Source organism: Neisseria sp. P0004.S004 (assembly GCF_051963335.1).
Taxonomy (GTDB): Bacteria; Pseudomonadota; Gammaproteobacteria; order Burkholderiales; family Neisseriaceae; genus Neisseria.
The window spans coordinates 39477-59223 of sequence record NZ_JBQCUK010000013.1 but is presented as its reverse complement, the minus strand read 5'-3'; the positions used below and the strand labels follow the sequence as shown (position 1 = coordinate 59223).

Below are 19747 nucleotides of genomic sequence, written 5' to 3'. Positions count from 1 at the left end.
TCGGCACACCGTCCCGGCAACTAAAAATTCTGCGGGATTGGTGTGGAATTTAGGGCTAATCTACGTCAGCCCCTTTGTTTTAGCCTAAACCTTTACAGCGGCCATTTCAATGCAGGATTGCTTTCAATGACTGCTTTGAATTGGTTTTGAATACGTTCAATCGCTTCTTGCGTATCCGCTTCAAAACGCAATACCAAAATCGGCGTGGTATTGGAAGCACGCATCAGGCCGAAGCCGTCGGGGAATTCAACGCGCAAGCCGTCGATGGTGATGATTTCGGTCGCACCTTCAAACTTGGCATTGGCAGCCAGCTCTTCAATCACTTTGTGGCCGTTGCTGCCTTCAGGCAGGTCGATGTTGAGTTCCGGAGTGGAAATGCTTTGCGGCAGCTTGTTCAATACTTCGGACGGATTGTCGAAGGCAGACAGGATTTCCAAGAGGCGTGCGCCGGCATACATACCGTCGTCGAAGCCGAACCAGCGTTCTTTAAAGAAGATGTGTCCGCTCATTTCGCCGGCAACCAGTGCGCCGGTTTTTTTCATGGTGGATTTGATGAAGCTGTGGCCGGTTTTTTCCATCACAGGATCACCGCCGTGTTCTTTAATCCAAGGCGCGAGCAGGCGGGTGGATTTGACGTCGAAAATCACTTTGGCTTTAGGATTGCGGCTCAATACGTCTTGTGCAAAAAGCATCAGTTGGCGGTCCGGATAGATGATGTTGCCGTCTTTGGTGACCACGCCCAAGCGGTCGGCATCGCCGTCAAATGCCAAGCCGATTTCGGCATCGCCGTTTTTGAGCTCGACGATGAGGTCTTGCAGGTTTTTCGGTTTGGAAGGGTCGGGGTGGTGATTAGGGAAATTGCCGTCCACTTCGCAGAAAAGTTCGGTTACTTCGTTGCCCAAGCCTTTGTAGAGTTTGCCCGCGAATGCGCCGCCGACACCGTTGCCCGCGTCGATGGCGATTTTCATCGGGCGTTTGAGCTTGATGTGGCCGACGATGTTGTTGTGGTATTCGCCGGAGATGTCTTTTTCGGTTACGCTGCCTTGTTTGTCGGCGGCAACAAAACCGTCTTTTTCAACAATGGCTAAAAGTTCTTGAATGGCTTCGCCTGCGAGCGTGTCGCCGCCGAGCATCATTTTGAAACCGTTGTAATCAGGCGGATTGTGGCTGCCGGTAATCATCACACCGCTGCCGCCGCATTCGTTGATGGCCGCGAAGTAGAGCATAGGGGTGGCAACCATGCCAACATTGAGGACGTCGATGCCGCTGTCTGTGAAACCGCGTTGAATCTGCGCCATCAGGCCGGGGCCGCTCAAGCGGCCGTCGCGGCCGAGTGCGATACGGGTAATGCCTTTTTCGGAGGCTTTGGTGGCAATGGCTTTGCCGATTAAATAGGCAGCTTCGTCGGTCAGGGTTTTGCCGACGATGCCTCGGATGTCGTAGGCTTTGAAAATGTCGCGGGCGATATTTGCCATGTGGATTTCCTTTAAATTTAAGTGGAAATAATGGGGCTTATTCTAACACGGCTAAAAGGCCGTCTGAAAAAATCAGACGGCCTTTTGTTGTTACATCAAAGAACAGTGTTGTTTGGACGAATCAATTGTTGAAAGTGTTGCACTGGTTGATGTCGCCGCTTTCCAAACCGCGCTTGAGCCAAGTCATGCGCGCTTCTGAAGAGCCATGGGTAAAGCTGTCGGGAACGACATAGCCCTGCGCCTGTTTTTGCAAGCGGTCGTCGCCGACGGATTCGGCCGCCAGCATGGCTTTTTGAATGTCTTCGGCTTTGAAGATATTGTTGTTGATAGCGTAGTGTCCCCAAATACCGGCAAAACAGTCGGCCTGCAATTCGAGTTTGACGGAAAGGGCATTGGCCTCTTTTTTGCCGACTTGCTGTTGCATTTTGTGGACTTTAGGCAGAATGCCGAGTAGGTTTTGAACGTGATGGCCGACTTCATGGGCAATAACGTAGGCAAACGCGGCATCGCTGGCCGATTCGAGCTTGGTGCGCATGTCTTCGTAGAAGCTCAAGTCCAAATAAACTTTTTGGTCGCCCGGGCAGTAAAACGGCCCCATGGCAGATTGACCCGTACCGCAGGCGGTGGACGTACCGCCTTCATACAACACCATGGTTGTCGGTGTGTAGCGTTGGCCGTGTTGTTGGAAATATTTGCTCCATGCTTTTTCCGTATCGGCAAGGACGACACGGGACAGTTCGTTCAATTCGGCTTCTTGTTGGCTGTCGAGTCGGGAGGCTTGCTGGGTAGGGATTCCCATCGAAGATGAGCCGCCGACCAAACCGCTCAAATCCACGCCGTAATATGCGCCGACCAAAACCACGATAATGCCGAGTATGCCCGGCGTTTTGCCGCCGCCACCACCACGGCTTCCACGGCGATCTTCGACGTTTTGGCTTTGTTCACGGCCTTTCCAATCCATAATGCGTATCCTGTGTAGTTTTCATGCGGCGGATTATACTATGGAATGTCAAATGTGTTTGATCGAATTGTGAATATTGCTGGAGGCCGTCTGAAAATGCGACATCGGGAAAGTGAAAACGGCAGTATCTTTCAGACGGCCTTGGGGTTTGTTAGAATGAGCCAACCTACTATTGGGAGATATAAGATGAAAGTCAGCAGTAAAGCTATTGTCAACGGCGAATTTGAAGACAAATACGGCAAGCGCGGCAGCCAGTTCAGCCCGAACGGTATGCCTACTTATTCGATTCCTTTTGAGATCGAAGATGCGCCGGAGGGAACAAAATCGTTTGCCGTGGTGTTGGAAGACAAAGATGCCATTTCAGCATCGGGTTTCGTATGGACGCATTGGTTGATTTCGGATTTGAAACGTACTTCCGTGGCAGAAAATGAAAGTATTTCTGCAACGGATTTCACGCAAGGCGCGAACACTTGGGCGAGCGCGTTGGGTAAATTTGAAATCGAAGAGGCTTCGTTTTACGGAGGTATGGCGCCACCGAACAACCGCCATCGTTATGAACTGATTGTGTACGCGCTGGATACCGTTTTGGATTTGCCGCGCGGTTTCCGCTTTAATGAGCTGCATTTTGCCATGCAGGGCCATGTGTTGGATTCGGCATGCGTGGTCGGTACTTATGATGTGTGAAGGTATGCGTCATTATTGAAAAACAGCCTGTCCGTTTTGAATTCGGACAGGCTGTTTTTATGGGAAATCAAATCAATTAAACCACTTCGGCTTTGGTGATGATGACAGGTTCGGTCGGTACGTCGTCGTGGTAGCCGTGGCGTTTGGTAGAAACGCCTTCGATGGCATCGACCACGTCAAAACCGTCAACGACTTTACCGAATACGGCGTAGCCCCAGTCTTGGACGACGGTTTTGCCGTACAGTTCTTTAGAGCGGAAGTTCAGGAAAGCGTTGTCGGCAGTGTTGATGAAAAATTGCGCGCTGGCAGAGTGCGGATCGGAAGTACGCGCCATGGCGATGGTGTATTTTTCGTTAGGCAAACCATTGGACGCTTCGTTTTGAATCGGATCGCGGGTTTCTTTTTCGTTCATGTTTTCATCCATGCCGCCGCCTTGAATCATGAAGCCTTTGATGACGCGGTGGAAGATTACGCCGTCGTAGAAGCCGTCTTTAACGTATTGCTCGAAGTTTTTAGCAGTAACGGGGGCTTTGTCGAAATCGAGTTCGATTTTGATGTCGCCTTTGTTGGTGTGCAGGATAATCATGGGTTTCCTTTCGTTAGAATCCGGTTTTAATCATTTGTTAAATTGTGTCTGAACAACAAACTTCAAGGCCGTCTGAAAAATATTCTTTCAGACGGCCTGGACTATATTTACGGGTTTACGGCATTAGGACGAAATAAGCCCACAGCGCAACCAATACGATACAGAGGACGTTCAGCAATAAGCCGACGTTCATCATTTCGCGTTGTTTGATTAAGCCCGTACCGAACACAATCGCGTTGGGTGGCGTAGCAACCGGCAGCATGAACGCGCAAGATGCGCCGATGCCGATGACGAATACCAAGACTTGTTCGGGTAGACCCATTTGCGTGGCGATGCTGGCGAAAATGGGTACGAGCAGCGCGGCGGAGGCGGTGTTACTGGTGAATTCGGTCAGGAAGATGATGAAGGCGGCAACCACGAAAATCACCAGCAATGCAGGAGAATGAGAGAAGGTGGAGGCAACCTGTTGACCCAATGCTTCGGACGCGCCGGAAGATTGCAGCAACGCGCTCAAGCTGATACCGCCGCCGAAGAGCATCAAAACACCCCAGTCGGTATTGCGCGCAACTTCTTTCCATTGCGCCACGCCGAATACGACGACGGCAACGGCGGCAATCAGGGCGATGACGGTGTCTGGGTTGGAAATACCGAATGCAGCTTTGATTTTGGAGCTGAATACCCAAGCAACAGCGGCAGCCAAGAAAATCAACAGCGCGATCACGCGGTGCAACGTCCAAGGGATAGATTCCTCTTTAACTTCCACGCGTTCGTTCAAATTAGGTTTGAGGATGACATACATGGAGAACAGCATCAGCGGCAGGATCAACAGCATCATCGGCAGGCCGAGCTTCATCCAGCCGACGAAGTCCAAGTTCAGCGCTTTGGCGGCAATCATGTTTGGCGGAGAACCGACCACGGTACCCAAACCGCCGATACTGGCGCAGTAGGCGATGCCGAGCAGGACGAAGACGTAGGTTTTACGTTCTTTTTCTTGGTCGAGGTGGCTCATCATACCCATTGCCAAAGGCAGCATCATGGCGGCGGTCGCGGTATTGCTGATCCACATGGACAGGAAGGCGGTAACGGCAAACAGCATCAACACGGCGACTTTCATATTGCCGCGCGACAGGCGCAACAGGCTGACGGCGATTTTACGGTCGAGGCGCTGCATGTGCAGGGCTGTGGCAAGCGCGAAGCCGCCGAAGAAGATGTAAATCGTCGGATCGGCAAAGCCTGCCATCGCTTTTTTGATGTCCATGTCGGGGAAGCCGAGTACGACGGCGAGAATCGGCACCATCAATGCGGTTACCGTGATGTGGACGGCTTCGGTAAACCAAAGCGCGGCAACGAAAATCAACAGCGCGATACCTTTGTTGGCGTCGGGGCTGTAAGGCAGGACACTGTAAATGCCGAAACAGACGACGGCGGAGATGATGGTGGTCAGCAGGCCTTTAAAGTCGGTAATCGGCTTTTGTGCACTGAGCAGCTCGACGTTTTCCGGATGCTGGGTTTTGTCCTTTGCGTGCAGATCCATAGAATGTTCCTCTGAAATTTACTGGTTTTTCTTTTACGCTTGTGCCAGCCGTTTTCAGACGGCCTGACAGCGACAGTATATTTGTAATTTAATGTAGTGTAAATAAATTGTAAATTATTTTTTAAAATAAAATAAAAAACGGACAAGCAGCAAGAAGGCTGTTTGTCCGTTCGATTAGGAAAGTGATTGGATTTTAAACGTTTTGTGGCGGGTTATCTTGTGCTTTAACCAGCAGGCTGCACACGGCCAAAGCAGCCGCAGCCAAGAGCGCGCCTGCAATGCCGATATTGGAAAGGCCGAACCAAGTGGTCACGTAATGCCCCAAAAGCGCACCGCCGCCGATACCGACATTGTACAAACCTGAATAAATCGAGTTGGCCACATCTGTCGCATCGGAAGCAAACGTCAATACTTTGGAGACCATGCCCAAGCTGACGATGACGATGGCCACGCCCCAAATAAATACCAGCGCATATACCGCATACGGGAAAGAGGCAAGCGGCAGAAGCAGCAGGGCGGAGAGCAGGATGACCGCCACTGCGCCGAGCATAAACAGGCGTTGCGATTTGGCAAACCATTTGCCAAACAGATAAGAAGCGGCAAAGCCTGCCAAACCGTACAGGCTCAAAACGATGGTAACTTGTTCTGCCTTAAATCCACCAACTTGCAACACAAAAGGCTCGATATAGCTGTATGCCGTGAAATGTGCTGTAATAATTAACACCGTCATGGCATAAAGTAACATCAGATTACGGCGTTTGAACAAACTCGGCAGGCTGCTTAAAGAGCCGGTATTTTGGCTGGGTAAAGCAGGCAGATTTTTGGCCAACACCAGCATTACGCCGGCAGCGCAGACCCCGATCAGCAGGAAGCTGAGCTGCCAGCCGAAGTATTGCCCGACCACGCGCCCCAGCGGAATACCCAAAACCATCGCCAAAACCGAACCCGTACTGAGCAAGCCCAGAGCCTGATTGGTTTTGCCGGCGGGGGCAAGCCGTACCGCCAAAGAAGCCGTAATCGACCAAAAGATCGCGTGTGTCAGCGCAATCCCGACACGGCTGACCAAGAGGATGGTGAAGTTCCAAGAAAAGAACGACAGCGCGTGAAACAGCGCGAACAGTGCAAACAGCATCAGCAATAATTTGCGCCGTTCGATGTTTTTCGTCATCAGCATCAGCGGTAGCGATAGGAGCGCAACAATCCACGCATACACCGTGATCATCATGCCCACTTCCGTTGCCGGTTTGCCAAAGCTTTGACCGATGTCGCTCAAAAGCGCAATCGGAATGAATTCGGTGGTATTGAAAATAAACGCTCCCACCGCCAGCGCGCATACACTAACCCATTGTTTCAATGTTAAAGTCATTATTATGTCCGTTTGATGAAGTAAGGGACGTTATTATACGCCTATCTGCATTTTTCAGACGGCCCTAATGAAGAATTTGCAAGCTGTTTATGTAAGGAGTAAAGTATTTGGCAACCATATTTGTTTGAATGAAAGGAAATACAAATGCAAACTGTTACCCTCAATATCGACGGCATGACCTGCGGCGGCTGCGTGAAAAGCGTAACCCGTCTTTTGGAAGGCGTAGAAGGCGTAGAAAAAGCAGAAGTCAGCCTGGAAAACAAAAATGCAGTGGTTACTTTCGATGAAAGCAAAACAGATGCCGACGCGCTGATTGATGCCGTAGAAGATGGCGGCTACGATGTGGCTTTGTAACCGATAAGCGTATTTTGAAAAGGCCGTCTGAAACGCTTCAGACGGCCTCTGTCTCTTGATAACTTACTTTTTGCCATTATTTGGATTACACCGCCACACGGGTAAACAAAAGTTTTCGCGCATATCTGAAGCAAAGCGGCGGCAAGTGGCTGCCGTATTACGACGAGGCCTGTACCAAACCGTTAGCGGCCGACTAAGGCTACCTGAAACTTTTCAGGTAGCCTGTTTCTATTCTGCCCAAGCCGCCTAACGCTCCTCCAGCCCGGCCAAAATCGCACAATCCGGGCAGTCGTCTCCCGCGCAGGCATCGTGCCAACGTTGCAGCTCGGCCACCATGCCCTGCAAGCGTTCGATTTTGGCTTCCAGCTCGGCGATGTGCCGCGCGGTGAGCGTTTTCACTTCGCGGCTGGTACGCTGCGGGTTGTGTTGCAGGCTCAAAAGCTGCCCGATCTGCGGCAGCGAAAAGCCCACTTCCCGCGCATGGCGGATAAAGCACAGCCGGACAAGGTCGGCCTGTCCGTAGCGGCGGTAGCCCGCTTCGCTGCGCGCGGCCGGGGCGATTAGGCCGTGCTTTTCGTAGTCGCGGATTTGTTTGGCGGAAAGGCCGATCTCGGCCGCGGCCTGGCTGATGTTCATCATGATGCTTGACCTTTACTTCGGGTAAAGCTTTATAGTGGCGGCACTTAGCGGGAAAGCAAGAGCAGACCCATCATTTCAGGTTACCTGAAAGCTTTGGCTGCAACGGGCTTTAAAACCTCAGCCTCATTCCAACAGAAAGGAAACCCTATGCAAACCATCACATTAAACATCGAAGGCATGACCTGCGGCGGCTGCGTGAAAAGCGTTACCAGCATCCTCGAAGGCGTAAACGGCGTGGACAAGGCCGAAGTGAGCCTGGAAAACAAGAATGCCGTCGTGGAATTCGACCCCGCCCAAACCAACCCCGCCGCGCTGATAGAAGCGGTGGAAGACGGCGGCTTTGATGCGGCTTTGTAAATCGAATCGCAACAAATCGACTGCAACACCCCAAAGGCTACCTGAAAACCCTGCTCCGCTTTTTTCAGGTAGCCCAACCACATTCAGAAGGAAGAAACCATGCAACAAAAAGTCCGTTTCCAAATCGAAGGCATGACCTGTCAGGCCTGCGCTTCGCGTATTGAAAAAGTGTTGAACAAAAAAGATTTTGTCGAATCGGCAGGGGTGAACTTTGCCAGCGAGGAGGCGCAGGTTACGTTTGACGACAGCAAAACTTCCGCTGCCGACATCGCCAAAATCATTGAGAAAACCGGTTACGGCGCAAAGGAAAAAACGGAAGATACATTGTCGCAACCTGAAGCAGAACACCATATCGGCTGGAGGCTGTGGCTTTTGCTGGCCATTAATATTCCGTTTTTAATCGGCATGGCAGGCATGATGATCGGGCGGCACGATTGGATGATTCCGCCTGTATGGCAGTTTGTGCTGGCAAGCGTGGTGCAGCTTTGGCTGGCCATCCCGTTTTACAAAAGCGCATGGGCGAGCATTAAAGGCGGGCTGGCGAATATGGACGTGCTCGTTACCATTGGCACGGTGTCGATTTACCTATATTCCGTTTATATGCTGTTTTTCAGCCCGCACGCGGCGCACGGCATGGCACACGTGTATTTTGAAGTAGGCGTGATGGTGATTGGTTTTGTGTCGCTGGGCAAATTTTTGGAACACCGCACCAAAAAATCCAGCCTGAACAGCTTGGGCCTACTGCTGAAACTCACGCCTACTCAAGTCAACGTGCAACGCGATGGAGAATGGAAACAACTGCCCATCGACCAAGTGCAAATCGGCGACCTTATCCGCGCCAACCACGGCGAACGCATTGCCGCCGACGGCATCATCGAGAGCGGCAGCGGCTGGGCGGACGAGAGCCATCTTACTGGCGAATCCAATCCTGAAGAGAAAAAAGCGGGCGGCAAAGTGTTGGCGGGCGCACTGATAACCGAAGGCAGCGTGGTGTACCGCGCCACGCAGCTCGGCAGCCAAACCCTGCTCGGCGACATGATGAATGCGCTGTCCGAAGCGCAGGGCAGCAAGGCACCGATTGCGCGCGTGGCGGATAAGGCGGCGGCGGTATTCGTGCCTGCCGTCGTGGGCATCGCGCTTCTGACTTTTATCGCCACTTGGCTGGTAAAAGGTGATTGGACGGTTGCGCTGATGCACGCCGTTGCCGTTTTGGTGATTGCCTGCCCGTGCGCGCTCGGTCTGGCAACGCCCGCCGCGATTATGGTCGGCATGGGCAAGGCGGTGAAACACGGCATTTGGTTTAAAGACGCGGCGGCGATGGAAGAGGCGGCCCACGTCGATGCCGTTGTGTTGGACAAAACCGGCACGCTGACCGAAGGCAAGCCGCAGGTTGCCGCCGTTTATTGTGTTCCCGATAGCGGTTTTGATGAAGACGCTTTGTACCGCATCGCCGCCGCCGTTGAACAAAACGCCGCCCACCCACTCGCCCGCGCTATCGTCTCCGCCGCCCAAGCGCGCGGTTTGGACATTCCCACCGCACAAGATGCGCAAACCGTTGTCGGCGCAGGCATTGCCGCCGAAGTCGAAGGCGCGGGTTTGGTGAAAGTGGGCAAAGCTGAATTTGCCGAACTGGCCTTGCCGAAGTTTTCAGACGGCGTTTGGGACATCGCAAGTATTGTCGCAGTCTCGGTCGATAACAAACCCATCGGCGCATTCGCACTTGCCGACGCGCTGAAAGCCGATACCGCCGAAGCCATAGGCCGTCTGAAAAAACACGGCATCGACGTTTACATCATGAGCGGCGACAATCAAGGTACGGTCGAATACGTCGCCAAACAACTGGGTATTGCCCACGCCTTCGGCAACATGAGTCCGCGCGATAAGGCCGCCGAAGTGCAGAAACTCAAAGCCGCCGGCAAAACCGTGGCAATGGTCGGCGACGGCATCAACGACGCCCCCGCGCTCGCCGCCGCCAACGTCAGCTTCGCCATGAAAGGCGGTGCGGACGTTGCCGAACACACCGCCTCCGCCACGCTGATGCAGCATTCGGTTAACCAACTCGCCGATGCACTGCTGGTATCGCAGGCGACTTTGAAAAACATCAAGCAAAACCTGTTCTTCGCCTTCTTCTACAATATCTTGGGCATTCCGCTCGCCGCGCTCGGCTTCCTAAACCCTGTTATCGCAGGCGCGGCAATGGCAGCAAGCTCGGTTTCCGTGTTGAGCAATGCCTTGCGCCTGAAACGGGTGAAGATTGAGTGATAATATAAAGGCCGTCTGAAGATTGTTTTTTCAGACGGCCTGTCATTTAAGTATTTTTGAAGGAATAATCAGATGAAAACACTTCGTTTATTGTTTGGCTTGGCATTGGTTGCTACTGGATTTAGCGTGCAGGCTGGGGATTACAGCGAGAAGCAGCACGATAAGCTGATACGAGAATGCAATCGGAACAATCTGGAAAGTTGTGTCACTGCGGCCATTTGGACGCGCGATTATCTTGAAGCGCCTGCTCATGCTTATCCGTTTCTGAAAAAAGCCTGCGATGGCGGCAATATGCGCGGCTGCAATGTTTTGGGTAATCTGTATCTCAATCCGTCCAGCGGTTTGGGCATGGATTATGCCGCCGCGGTCAAACTCTACGAACGGGCATGTAAAGGCGGTTATGAAAATGCCTGTACTAATCTTGAAGAAACTAAAGCAGAGATGGCGCAAGGCACTACATCAGACCGCGACAGCCGTTTAAATCAACTGAGCGAATCTTGTGCTTTGGAAAACGAAGCTGCTTGTCAGGCGCTAATGCTGGAAATGCAACGTTGAGCGTCAAGCTGAGGCCGTCTGAAGATTGTTTTTTCAGACGGCCTTTAATCCATATTTTCTGATTTTGAGACTCAAGCGGGAGTTTGTCGTATGGACATGATGTTGTTTACCAATATTGTATTGATTGTTTTATGTATTTTTACCATGTTGCTGGTGTGGTCGCGCAACTGGAAACGCAAGCAGGCGTATTTTGAGAAAATCAAAAGCAATCCGGAAAACCTCAAGTGGGTTGGGCAGAATCTGACCGGTCAGGAGTGGAAGGATTTGAAAGCTGTGAGTGACCGTTTTGGGCTGCCCATGTTGCAGGCCAAGCAATTAATTGATTTTTATAAAAACAGTCAGCGTTAATTGATGATTTGACGATAGAACTTGATTGAAGTTAAGGCCGTCTGAAATAGCACTCTTATAATAATATAAGTGATATTTCAGACGGCCTTGATGTTGGTTCAAATAAAGGGAGGAGAACAAAAATGACCGTTTACTTAATCGGCGATTCAGTGCGGCTTGCTTCGGAGCCTTACACGCGCGCCGCTTTGCCTGAGGCGGAAATTGTTTCTCCATCGGAAAACTGCCGCTCGTCGCATGATGTGTTAGAGCATATCGGGCAATGGACAGAGGGCGCGACTGTGGGAGACATTATCCACATCAACTGCGGTTTGCACGACATCCGCCACAATCAAGGCTGTAATGGGCCGGTGGCCGATATAGAAACCTACCGCAACAACCTGACCCAAATTTTCGATTATCTGAAACAGACAGGGGCAAAAATTATTTGGGCGAGCAGTACGCCGTTTTTGGAAAGCGTACACAATATCGTCAAACCCTCGCGCCGCTATCTGGCCGACTTGAAGGCCTATAACCGTGTGGCGGAGGATTTGGCAAGGCAATATGGTTTTACCGTCAATGATTTATACATTCTGATGTTTGAGCAGGATTTGACCGATGTGATGCTGTGCGATGGACTTCATTTCAATGAGTTCGGCAGCAAGATGATAGGCGAGGCAGTAGCCGAAGCGATATTGAAACAGTTGTGCTAACTTGACGTAATCCATTTTTATTATGTTTTTAATATTGAGACAGACTTTAAGTTGCAACCCAATATCTATTGGGGTATAGTGATTACTCTTATCAACATGAAACTAAGAAGGAATAAATGATGACTGGCAAATTAGATCAAATCAGCGGTGAAGTAAAAGAGAAAGCCGGCGAAGTTCTTGACGATTCCAAACTCAAAGCTGAAGGCGTAGTTCAACAAGGCGTCGGTAAGACAAAAGAAGTTGCTGCGGATGCTAAAGAAAAAGCAGAAAACTTTGCAGGTGAAGCCAAAGAAAAAGCGGCGCACTTCGCAGGCGAGGCTAAAGAAAAAGTAGAAAACTTTGCAGGTGAAGCTAAAGAAAAAGCAGCTCATTTAGCCGGTGAAGCCAAAGAGAAAGTAGCACACTTGGCTGAAGAAGCCAAAGAAAAAGCTGAAGGCTTGATTAATGATATTAAAAGCAAATTTTAATATTTAAAGAATAAAAGGCCGTCTGAAAGATTTTTCAGACGGCCTTTGTTTATGGTTTTAAAGTTTAGGCAAACTGTTTGCCAAATTCGATAAACTCGTCTTTTTTGGCTTTGGCTTTGCCGGAGTCGATGGCTTCTTGCGCGGCTTTGACACCGTCCGCCAGCGATGCGACCACATTTCCTGCGTAGAGCGCGGCGGCTGCATTGAGGACGACGATGTCGCGTGCGGCACCGACTTTGCCATCCAGCACTTCGTTCATTTTTTGCAGGGATTCTTGCGCGTTTTCGACTTTGATTTCGTCCAAATTGCGGCGGACTTCCATGCCGAAATCGGCCGGGCTGATATCGTATTCGGTGATTTTGCCGTCTTTCAGTTCGGCAACGCGGGTTTTGCCGGTCAGCGTGATTTCATCCAAACCGCCTTCGCCGCACACAACCAAAACATGCTTGGAACCAAGCTGTTGCAATACGCGGGAAAGAATGCCGCACAAGTCGATGTGGAACACGCCCAAGAGTTGGTTTGCCGCGCCGGCAGGATTGGTCAACGGGCCCAAGATATTGAAGATGCTGCGGAAGCCGAGCGAACGGCGGACAGGAGCAACATAGCGCATGGCGCTGTGGTGGTTGGGCGCGAACATAAAGCCGATGCCGGTTTGCTGAATGCTTTGGGCAACCTGTTCGGGGTTGAGGTTGAGGTTGGCACCCATTTGTTCCATAACATCAGCAGCACCGCTGGATGAAGAAACGGAGCGGCCGCCGTGTTTGGCGACTTTCGCACCTGCCGCAGCCGCGACAAACATGGAAGTCGTGGAAATATTGAAGGTTTTGGCACCGTCGCCGCCTGTGCCGACAATATCGACCAAGTCGTCGGTGTTTTCCAGCGGCACTTTCGTGGCAAATTCACGCATCACGCTGGCTGCGGCGGTAATCTCGGAAACGGTTTCAACTTTAATCCGCAGGCCGGTCAGAATGGCGGCGATTTGCTCGGGCGGAACTTGGCCGCTCATGATTTGGCGCATGAGGTCGGTCATTTCATCGTAGAAAAGTTCGTTGTTGCTGATGAGGCGTTCAATCGCTTGTTGAGGGGTAATCATGATTGTTCCTTTGTTCGTGTCCGATGTGATTCAGGCCGTCTGAAAATGCGGTTTGAACACTGTCAAACACATTTCAGACGGCCTTTCATTAAGATTTTTGCGGACGATAGTCTTTGAATTCTTCCAAGAAGTTTTTCAGCATATCGTGGCCGTGTTCGGTCAGCAGGGCTTCGGGGTGGAACTGTACGCCTTCGACGGCATATTCTTTGTGGCGTACACCCATGATTTCGCCGTCTTCCGTCCATGCGGTAATTTCGAGGCAGTCGGGCAGGGTGGCGCGGTCGATGGCCAGGCTGTGGTAGCGCGTGCAGTTGACCGGATTGGGCAGGTCTTTAAACATGCCTGTGCCGTGATGGAAAACGGGGGAGACTTTGCCGTGCATCATCGTTTGCGCGCGCACGATATTGCCGCCGAACGCTTCGCCCATGGTTTGATGGCCGAGGCACACGCCCATGACGGGCAGCCTGCCGGCAAAGTGCTGCATGGCCGCAACAGAAATGCCTGCTTCTTTCGGTGAGCAAGGGCCCGGGCCGATGACCAGATATTGCGGTTTCAGGGCTTCGATTTCTTCGAGGGTGATTTCATCGTTGCAGCGTACCAAAACTTCCTGCCCCAATTCGGCAAAGTATTGAACGATGTTGTAGGTGAAGCTGTCGTAATTGTCGATAAATAAAAGCATTTGCAAACCTTTAATGACATTTCGGCAGACAGGGTAAGGCCTGCCAAAAGTGTAAAAACCGTTTATATTTGCATAATATCACAATCTTCCCCTAAAGGCCGTCTGAAACGGCGGATAAGACAAAACAGCTAAAAAATGCTATGCTTTACGCTTTGAACCTAATCTGTTTGAAGTGATGAAAAAGTATCTTATCCCGACTGCCGCCGTCGTTATCGCCGCTGCGCTCGGCACGCCTTACTATCTCGGTGTCAAAGCGGAAGAAAGCCTGACCGAGCAACAAAAGCTGTTGCAGGAATCCGGTTTCCTGACCGTTGAATCCCACCAATACGATCGCGGCTGGTTCAGTTCAACCGAGACGACCGTCATCCGCCTCAAGCCGACCCTGCTTCAAAATACGCAAAAATACCTGCCGGACAATTTGAAAACTGTCCTGCAAGAGCCGATTACGGTTATCAACCACGTAACACACGGCCCGTTTGCCGGCGGCTTCGGTACGCGCGCCCACGTGGAAACCGAGTTCCAATACCATCCGGAAACCAAAAAGGTTTTGGACCGCTTCTTCGGCCAGCAAACGCCGTTGACCATGACCAATACGGTTTACCTTTCCGGCGACGGCAAACTCAGCCTCAATATCCCCGCCTTCGACTACGAAGAGCTTTCCGGCATCAAGCTCAACTGGAAAGGCTTTAGCGGCAATACCGATTACAGCCAAGGCTTCAAAAGCTATCGCCACGATTACCTTGCGCCGTCTTTGCAAGTCAAATTGGCCGACAAAGGCGATGTGTCTTTGGAAAACCTGCGCTTCCAATCCGAAACGGAAGACGGCCTGACCAAACTTTCTTTGGGCAAGAGCAGCATTACGCTGGATAAATTCCTGCTGCAATGGAAAGAAAACATCGATTACAACGTTAAGTTGAACGAGTTGGTCAACCTCGTAACCAATCTGCAAATTGGTGCATTCATCAATCCGACCGGCACGATTGCTCCGTCTAAAATCGAAGTCAACAAACTGCGTTTCGATACCCAGACCGGCGCAGTCGATAAATTCATCAACAGCGAAGGCCGCTTCCAATTTGAAAGTCTGACCTATGGCGAAGACAAATACGGCCCTCTGGACATCAATGTTGCCGCCGAGCATTTGGACGCCGCATCACTTTTGGCGTTGAAAAACAAAATTGCCGAAGTGTCCGTGAAAAAAATGAGCGAAGAAGAAATTCAGGCTTCTTTGCTTCAGACGGCCAAAAACGAGGCTTCGGGCCTGTTTACCAACAATCCGGTTTTAAACATCAAAACCTTCAAATTTACCATGCCTAATGGTGATGTCGATGTCAGCGGCAAGCTTGCCTTTAAAGGTTTGACAGCCAAAGACCTCAACAGCCTGGGCGATATGCTGAAGAAAACCGAAGCCGACTTCAACATGAGCGTACCGCAAAAATTGTTGGAGCAGCTCGCCGTCAACCAAGCCAGCAGCCTGTTTAGCGTCAATGCCGAAGATGAAGCCGCAGGCCGTGCCAGCATCGACGATATCAACGAGACCTTGCGCCTGATGGTAGACAGCACCATCAAAAGCATGGCAAGTGAGAAATATTTGACCTTAGAAGACGATAATGTCAAAACCCATCTGACTCTGCAAAACAGCGAGTTGAAATTAAACGGAAAAGTCCTTCAAAGCGACCCGGAACCCGAGTTCGACGAATCAGACTTTCCCAATAACTAATCCTCAATCACACAAACAGCGGTTTTAGCTTCACTGAAGTTAAAACCGCAAATCAACCCACAATCAAAAAGGAAACCCATGTTTCGTACCATGCTCGGCGGCAAAATCCACCGTGCCACCGTTACCGAAGCCGACCTCAACTACGTCGGCAGCATTACCGTTGACCAAGACCTGCTGGATGCGGCAGGTATTTGCGTAAACGAAAAAGTCGCCATCGTCAACAATAACAACGGCGAACGCCTTGAAACCTACACCATCCCCGGCGAACGCGGCAGCGGCGTCGTTTGCCTCAATGGCGCGGCTGCGCGTTTGGTTCAAAAAGGCGACATCGTGATCATCATGTCTTACGTCATGTTGTCCGAACCCGAAATTGCAGCGCATGAGCCAAAAGTCGTCCTCGTCGATGAGAACAATAAAATCCGCGACGTGATTTCTTATGAGCCGCCGCACACCGTGTTGTAATATTCAAACAAAGGCCGTCTGAAACGTTTCAGACGGCCTGTTTCCCAAATTCAACTTATATGAAAGGCTTTGCCGTGAATATCCAAATCAACAACATCACCGTCAGCAACGATGCGCCCTTTACCCTTTTCGGCGGCATCAATGTCCTTGAAGACCTCGACTCTACGCTGAAAGCCTGTGAACAATACGTTAAAGTAACCGATAAACTCGGTATCCCTTACGTGTTCAAAGCCTCTTTCGACAAGGCAAACCGCTCTTCCATCCACTCTTTCCGCGGTGTGGGTTTGGACGAAGGCATGAAGATTTTTCAAGCAGTGAAGCGCGAGTTTAACGTTCCTGTGATTACCGACGTTCACGAGCCTTACCAATGCCAGCCGGTTGCCGAAGTCTGCGATGTCATCCAGCTGCCAGCCTTCTTGGCACGCCAAACCGATTTGGTGGTGGCAATGGCGAAAACCGGCAATGTCATCAACATCAAAAAGCCGCAATTCCTCAGCCCGTCTCAAATGAAAAACATCGTTGAGAAATTCCAAGAAGCAGGCAACGAGCAAATCATTTTGTGCGAACGCGGCGCAAACTTCGGCTACGACAACTTGGTGGTCGATATGCTCGGCTTTGGCGTGATGAAAAAAACGTGTAACAACCTGCCCGTTATTTTTGACGTAACCCATTCCCTGCAAACGCGCGAATCCGGTGCTGCCGCATCGGGCGGTCGTCGCGCCCAAGTATTGGACTTGGCGCTTGCCGGCATGGCAACCCGATTGGCCGGTTTGTTCCTTGAATCCCATGCCAATCCAGACCAAGCCAAATGCGATGGCCCAAGTGCATTGCCGCTTGCGCAATTGGAAGACTTCCTGACCCGTGTTAAAGCAATCGATGAAACCGTGAAATCGTTTGCGCCTATGGATATTTGTTAAGGGTCAATCAATTAAAAGGCCGTCTGAAAGCATTTTCAGACGGCCTTTTATATTTTTTATTGCATTTATTCAAAATTCACAAGTAAAGCGATAGAGTTTTTCTGCAATTAAATTGTTTTTTATTTTAAACCATTGCAGTTCTTCGGAAGATAGGACCCCATATGCACTCAATTGATCCTTACTATCAAAAAATGCAAAGTCTTCATATGCCATTTTTTGATTTTCACAGTCAATTTGGAGTTTAAAACGAGCTTTAATATAGTCCTTTCCTATCATATTCTTTTGACTATTCATTGAGTTATTTTTAGGCAGTGGCTTAGCTTTCTTATGACGTATCTCCATCAATAAACTTTGGGGTGAAAGCGAGCGGATAAGAGTATTACCGTAGATCGATTTACTTTTATCGGGATAAGAATGGATTAATAGCCAATATTCAGGTTTGTCATATCTTATTTTTTCTGCATAAACAGGTTGTATCAATAAGGTGATCAGTATGAAAAATAGGGTTTTATTCATAGACGAGATTTTGCAAATAAGCTATCTAAAAACACATATTGATGTTTTCAGGGAGCTTTAAAGCTTTTGATTGCTCTTTATTACTGTCCGCGTAAAAACAACGCATCCAATTCTTTTAAAGTCAGTTTGACCCAAGTCGGACGGCCGTGGTTGCACTGGTTGCTGCGCGGTGTATTTTCCATATCGCGCAGGAGCGCATTCATTTCCGGCAGGGTAAGTTGGCGGCCGGCACGGACGGAGCCGTGGCAGGACATGGTGGCAAGGATGTGGTTTTCGTGTTCTTCGATGGTTTGGCTGCTGCCGACTTGGGCGAGTTCGCCCAAAACGTCTTTCGCCAGCGAAACGACGTCGGCTTTGCCGAGCATGGCGGGAACTGCACGGACGGCAAGGGTATTGCCGCCCATGTCGGACAATTCCAGCCCGAAGCCTGCCAGCGTTTCGGCATGATCGGCGAGGGCGGCGCATTCTTCGTGGGACGCGGCAAAGGTTACGGGAATAAGCAGGCGCTGGCTTTGCAGGTTGCCGTTTTCCTGACGTTGGCGTTTCATTTTCTCGTAGTTGACGCGTTCGGCGGCGGCGTGCATATCGATGAGCAACAGGCTGTCTTCGGCTTGGGCAAGGATGTAGATGCCTAATAATTGGGCAATGGCAAAGCCGAGCGGCGGCAGTTCGGATTGTGATGGAAGGCCGTCTGAAAGCAGCGTATCTGTTTTTTGGGTAGGCATTTCAGACGGCATATTGCCGAAACGTGCCTGCTCGAATTGGCTCAACTCAAGGTCGATATCGTCAGTTTTTTTGTAGAGTTCGGCATAAGTATTCATGGCCGCGCGGCTTTCGCGCAGGGACAGGCTGCGTTGTTGCGGCGCGCGTGCGGCTTGGTAAGGCATGGGCGCGGTTTTGCCTGATGAACCAAAGGCATTGCGTGTGTCGGATTTGTTGCCTGTCGGGTAGTTGGATGCGCTATCAAACAGATTTTCGCTGTTGTTTTCAGACGGCATTGGTGCAGGCGTAACGCCGGTAATGTCATGCAACACTTCGCCTGCATTACTGACGCTTTCGGTCAAGTCGGCGCGCGTGTCGGCAAGGGCTTTGTTGAGCGTGTGGAACACGAGTTGGTGCACCTGCTGGCTGTCGCGGAAGCGGATTTCGGTTTTGGTCGGGTGGACGTTGACATCCACGGCTTCGGGCGGCAGGTCGAGAAAGAGGACGAAAGCAGGCGTCAGCGCGTTGTGCAAAACGTCGCGGTATGCCTGCTTGACGGCATGGAGCATAACTTTGTCGCGGACAAAACGATGATTGACGAAGCAGTATTGTTTGTCGGTTTTGCCTTTGGCGAAAGTCGGCTTGGCAATCGCGCCATAGAGCCTTAGCGCGCCATTGCCGCTGTCAATTTCCAATGAGGCCGTCTGAAAATCATCGCCGACAATGGCGGAGATACGTTCATGCAGGCTTTGTGCAGGAAGTTTGAATACTTGTTTGCCGTCGCGTTTGAGCGAGAAGGCGATGTGCGGATGCGCCAGCGCGAGGCGTTCGAGCATGGTGGCGCAGTGGGCGTATTCGGTGTTTTCGGATTTGAGGAATTTGCGCCGCGCGGGGGTATTGAAGAAGAGTTCGGCGGCTTCGATGGTGGTGCCGACGGGGTGGGCGGCTGCCGTAGGGCTGCTGAGTTTGCCGTCTTCTGCTTTGACTTGGGTAGCGTGCGTGCTGTCTTCTTGACGGCTGGTCAGGGTCAGGCGGCTGACGGAGGCGATACTGGCCAAACCTTCGCCGCGAAAGCCCATGCTGGCAACGTGTTCCAAATCGTTTAAGGTTTTGATTTTGCTGGTGGCATGGCGGTGGAGTGCAAGCTCGATGTCGTCCGGATGGATGCCGCTGCCGTTGTCGCTGACGCGGATCAGGCGGATACCGCCGCCTGCCAGCTCGACATCAATCGCTGTCGCGCCTGCATCGATACTGTTTTCAACGATTTCTTTCAAGGCGTTGGCAGGGCGTTCGACCACTTCGCCGGCGGCGATTTGGTTAACAAGATGGTCGGGCAGGGCGGCAATTCGGGACATCGGTTTCTTTCAAAAAAGCAACGGCGGAA

21 protein-coding genes are annotated in these 19747 nt (G+C 51.1%); 11 read left to right on the top strand and 10 right to left on the bottom strand.

What is annotated here, in order from left to right:
• Positions 1 to 92: 92 nt before the first annotated feature.
• Positions 93 to 1475, bottom strand: coding sequence for a phosphomannomutase/phosphoglucomutase (locus ACTHRY_RS10480; protein ID WP_049322427.1), 1383 nt, complete (start codon positions 1473 to 1475; stop codon positions 93 to 95).
• 121 nt (positions 1476 to 1596) lie between these two features.
• Positions 1597 to 2436 (bottom strand): KPN_02809 family neutral zinc metallopeptidase, encoded by an 840-nt coding sequence (ypfJ, locus tag ACTHRY_RS10475; protein ID WP_049322428.1) that lies wholly within the window; start codon positions 2434 to 2436, stop codon positions 1597 to 1599.
• Positions 2437 to 2622: 186 nt separating this feature from the next.
• Between ypfJ and ACTHRY_RS10470 the strand changes: the two genes are divergently transcribed.
• Positions 2623 to 3120, top strand: coding sequence for a YbhB/YbcL family Raf kinase inhibitor-like protein (locus ACTHRY_RS10470; protein WP_049322429.1), 498 nt, complete (start codon positions 2623 to 2625; stop codon positions 3118 to 3120).
• A gap of 76 nt (positions 3121 to 3196) precedes the next feature.
• Here the strand turns inward: ACTHRY_RS10470 and ACTHRY_RS10465 are convergent, their stop codons facing one another.
• The 3 genes from ACTHRY_RS10465 to ACTHRY_RS10455 form a co-directional block, all read right to left on the bottom strand.
• Complete coding sequence (locus tag ACTHRY_RS10465; protein WP_003747093.1) at positions 3197 to 3706, bottom strand: peptidylprolyl isomerase; 510 nt, start codon at positions 3704 to 3706, stop codon at positions 3197 to 3199.
• A 115-nt stretch (positions 3707 to 3821) separates the two neighbouring features.
• Positions 3822 to 5240 carry an SLC13 family permease gene (locus ACTHRY_RS10460; RefSeq protein WP_003747091.1) on the bottom strand — a complete coding sequence of 473 codons (1419 nt, stop codon included), beginning with the start codon at positions 5238 to 5240 and terminating at the stop codon, positions 3822 to 3824.
• Positions 5241 to 5433: 193 nt separating this feature from the next.
• On the bottom strand, positions 5434 to 6606 hold the full coding sequence (locus ACTHRY_RS10455; RefSeq protein WP_049322430.1) for a sugar transporter: 1173 nt from the start codon (positions 6604 to 6606) through the stop codon (positions 5434 to 5436).
• Positions 6607 to 6750: 144 nt separating this feature from the next.
• On the opposite strand from ACTHRY_RS10455, the gene ACTHRY_RS10450 reads away from it, so the two are divergent.
• Positions 6751 to 6960, top strand: coding sequence for a heavy-metal-associated domain-containing protein (locus ACTHRY_RS10450; RefSeq protein ID WP_003747085.1), 210 nt, complete (start codon positions 6751 to 6753; stop codon positions 6958 to 6960).
• Between the two features lie 246 nt (positions 6961 to 7206).
• Here the strand turns inward: ACTHRY_RS10450 and cueR are convergent, their stop codons facing one another.
• A complete protein-coding gene (cueR, locus tag ACTHRY_RS10445; protein WP_049322431.1) occupies positions 7207 to 7599 on the bottom strand; it encodes a Cu(I)-responsive transcriptional regulator in 393 nt (130 codons plus the stop codon).
• Positions 7600 to 7746: 147 nt separating this feature from the next.
• Here cueR and ACTHRY_RS10440 point away from each other — a divergent pair, with 147 nt between their 5' ends.
• From ACTHRY_RS10440 to ACTHRY_RS10415, 6 genes are all read left to right on the top strand, one after another.
• Positions 7747 to 7956, top strand: coding sequence for a heavy-metal-associated domain-containing protein (locus ACTHRY_RS10440; protein ID WP_003674677.1), 210 nt, complete (start codon positions 7747 to 7749; stop codon positions 7954 to 7956).
• A 99-nt stretch (positions 7957 to 8055) separates the two neighbouring features.
• Complete coding sequence (locus tag ACTHRY_RS10435) at positions 8056 to 10218, top strand: heavy metal translocating P-type ATPase (protein ID WP_440374236.1); 2163 nt, start codon at positions 8056 to 8058, stop codon at positions 10216 to 10218.
• A gap of 72 nt (positions 10219 to 10290) precedes the next feature.
• Positions 10291 to 10773, top strand: coding sequence for a sel1 repeat family protein (locus ACTHRY_RS10430; protein WP_314593337.1), 483 nt, complete (start codon positions 10291 to 10293; stop codon positions 10771 to 10773).
• A 90-nt stretch (positions 10774 to 10863) separates the two neighbouring features.
• On the top strand, positions 10864 to 11121 hold the full coding sequence (locus ACTHRY_RS10425) for a hypothetical protein (RefSeq protein WP_004519821.1): 258 nt from the start codon (positions 10864 to 10866) through the stop codon (positions 11119 to 11121).
• Between the two features lie 122 nt (positions 11122 to 11243).
• Positions 11244 to 11810 carry an SGNH/GDSL hydrolase family protein gene (locus tag ACTHRY_RS10420; RefSeq protein WP_440374235.1) on the top strand — a complete coding sequence of 189 codons (567 nt, stop codon included), beginning with the start codon at positions 11244 to 11246 and terminating at the stop codon, positions 11808 to 11810.
• A 116-nt stretch (positions 11811 to 11926) separates the two neighbouring features.
• Positions 11927 to 12277 (top strand): CsbD family protein, encoded by a 351-nt coding sequence (locus ACTHRY_RS10415; protein WP_003747074.1) that lies wholly within the window; start codon positions 11927 to 11929, stop codon positions 12275 to 12277.
• Positions 12278 to 12341: 64 nt separating this feature from the next.
• Here the strand turns inward: ACTHRY_RS10415 and trpD are convergent, their stop codons facing one another.
• Together trpD and ACTHRY_RS10405 are read right to left on the bottom strand one after the other, a co-directional pair.
• The gene (gene trpD, locus ACTHRY_RS10410; RefSeq protein ID WP_440374234.1) at positions 12342 to 13370 is read right to left on the bottom strand and encodes an anthranilate phosphoribosyltransferase; all 1029 of its coding nucleotides are present in this window, start codon (positions 13368 to 13370) and stop codon (positions 12342 to 12344) included.
• A gap of 88 nt (positions 13371 to 13458) precedes the next feature.
• Positions 13459 to 14049 carry an aminodeoxychorismate/anthranilate synthase component II gene (locus ACTHRY_RS10405; protein WP_440374233.1) on the bottom strand — a complete coding sequence of 197 codons (591 nt, stop codon included), beginning with the start codon at positions 14047 to 14049 and terminating at the stop codon, positions 13459 to 13461.
• A 175-nt stretch (positions 14050 to 14224) separates the two neighbouring features.
• Between ACTHRY_RS10405 and ACTHRY_RS10400 the strand changes: the two genes are divergently transcribed.
• From ACTHRY_RS10400 to kdsA, 3 genes are all read left to right on the top strand, one after another.
• Complete coding sequence (locus ACTHRY_RS10400; protein ID WP_440374232.1) at positions 14225 to 15766, top strand: YdgA family protein; 1542 nt, start codon at positions 14225 to 14227, stop codon at positions 15764 to 15766.
• A 78-nt stretch (positions 15767 to 15844) separates the two neighbouring features.
• Entirely contained in the window at positions 15845 to 16228 is a 384-nt protein-coding gene (panD, locus tag ACTHRY_RS10395; protein ID WP_003678944.1) for an aspartate 1-decarboxylase, read from the top strand.
• Between the two features lie 74 nt (positions 16229 to 16302).
• Entirely contained in the window at positions 16303 to 17145 is an 843-nt protein-coding gene (gene kdsA / locus ACTHRY_RS10390; protein ID WP_440374231.1) for a 3-deoxy-8-phosphooctulonate synthase, read from the top strand.
• A 69-nt stretch (positions 17146 to 17214) separates the two neighbouring features.
• Here kdsA and ACTHRY_RS10385 read toward each other — a convergent pair whose 3' ends face one another.
• Entirely contained in the window at positions 17215 to 17661 is a 447-nt protein-coding gene (locus tag ACTHRY_RS10385) for a hypothetical protein (protein ID WP_440374230.1), read from the bottom strand.
• A gap of 80 nt (positions 17662 to 17741) precedes the next feature.
• On the bottom strand, positions 17742 to 19718 hold the full coding sequence (gene mutL / locus ACTHRY_RS10380; protein WP_049322688.1) for a DNA mismatch repair endonuclease MutL: 1977 nt from the start codon (positions 19716 to 19718) through the stop codon (positions 17742 to 17744).
• Positions 19719 to 19747 lie beyond the last annotated feature (29 nt).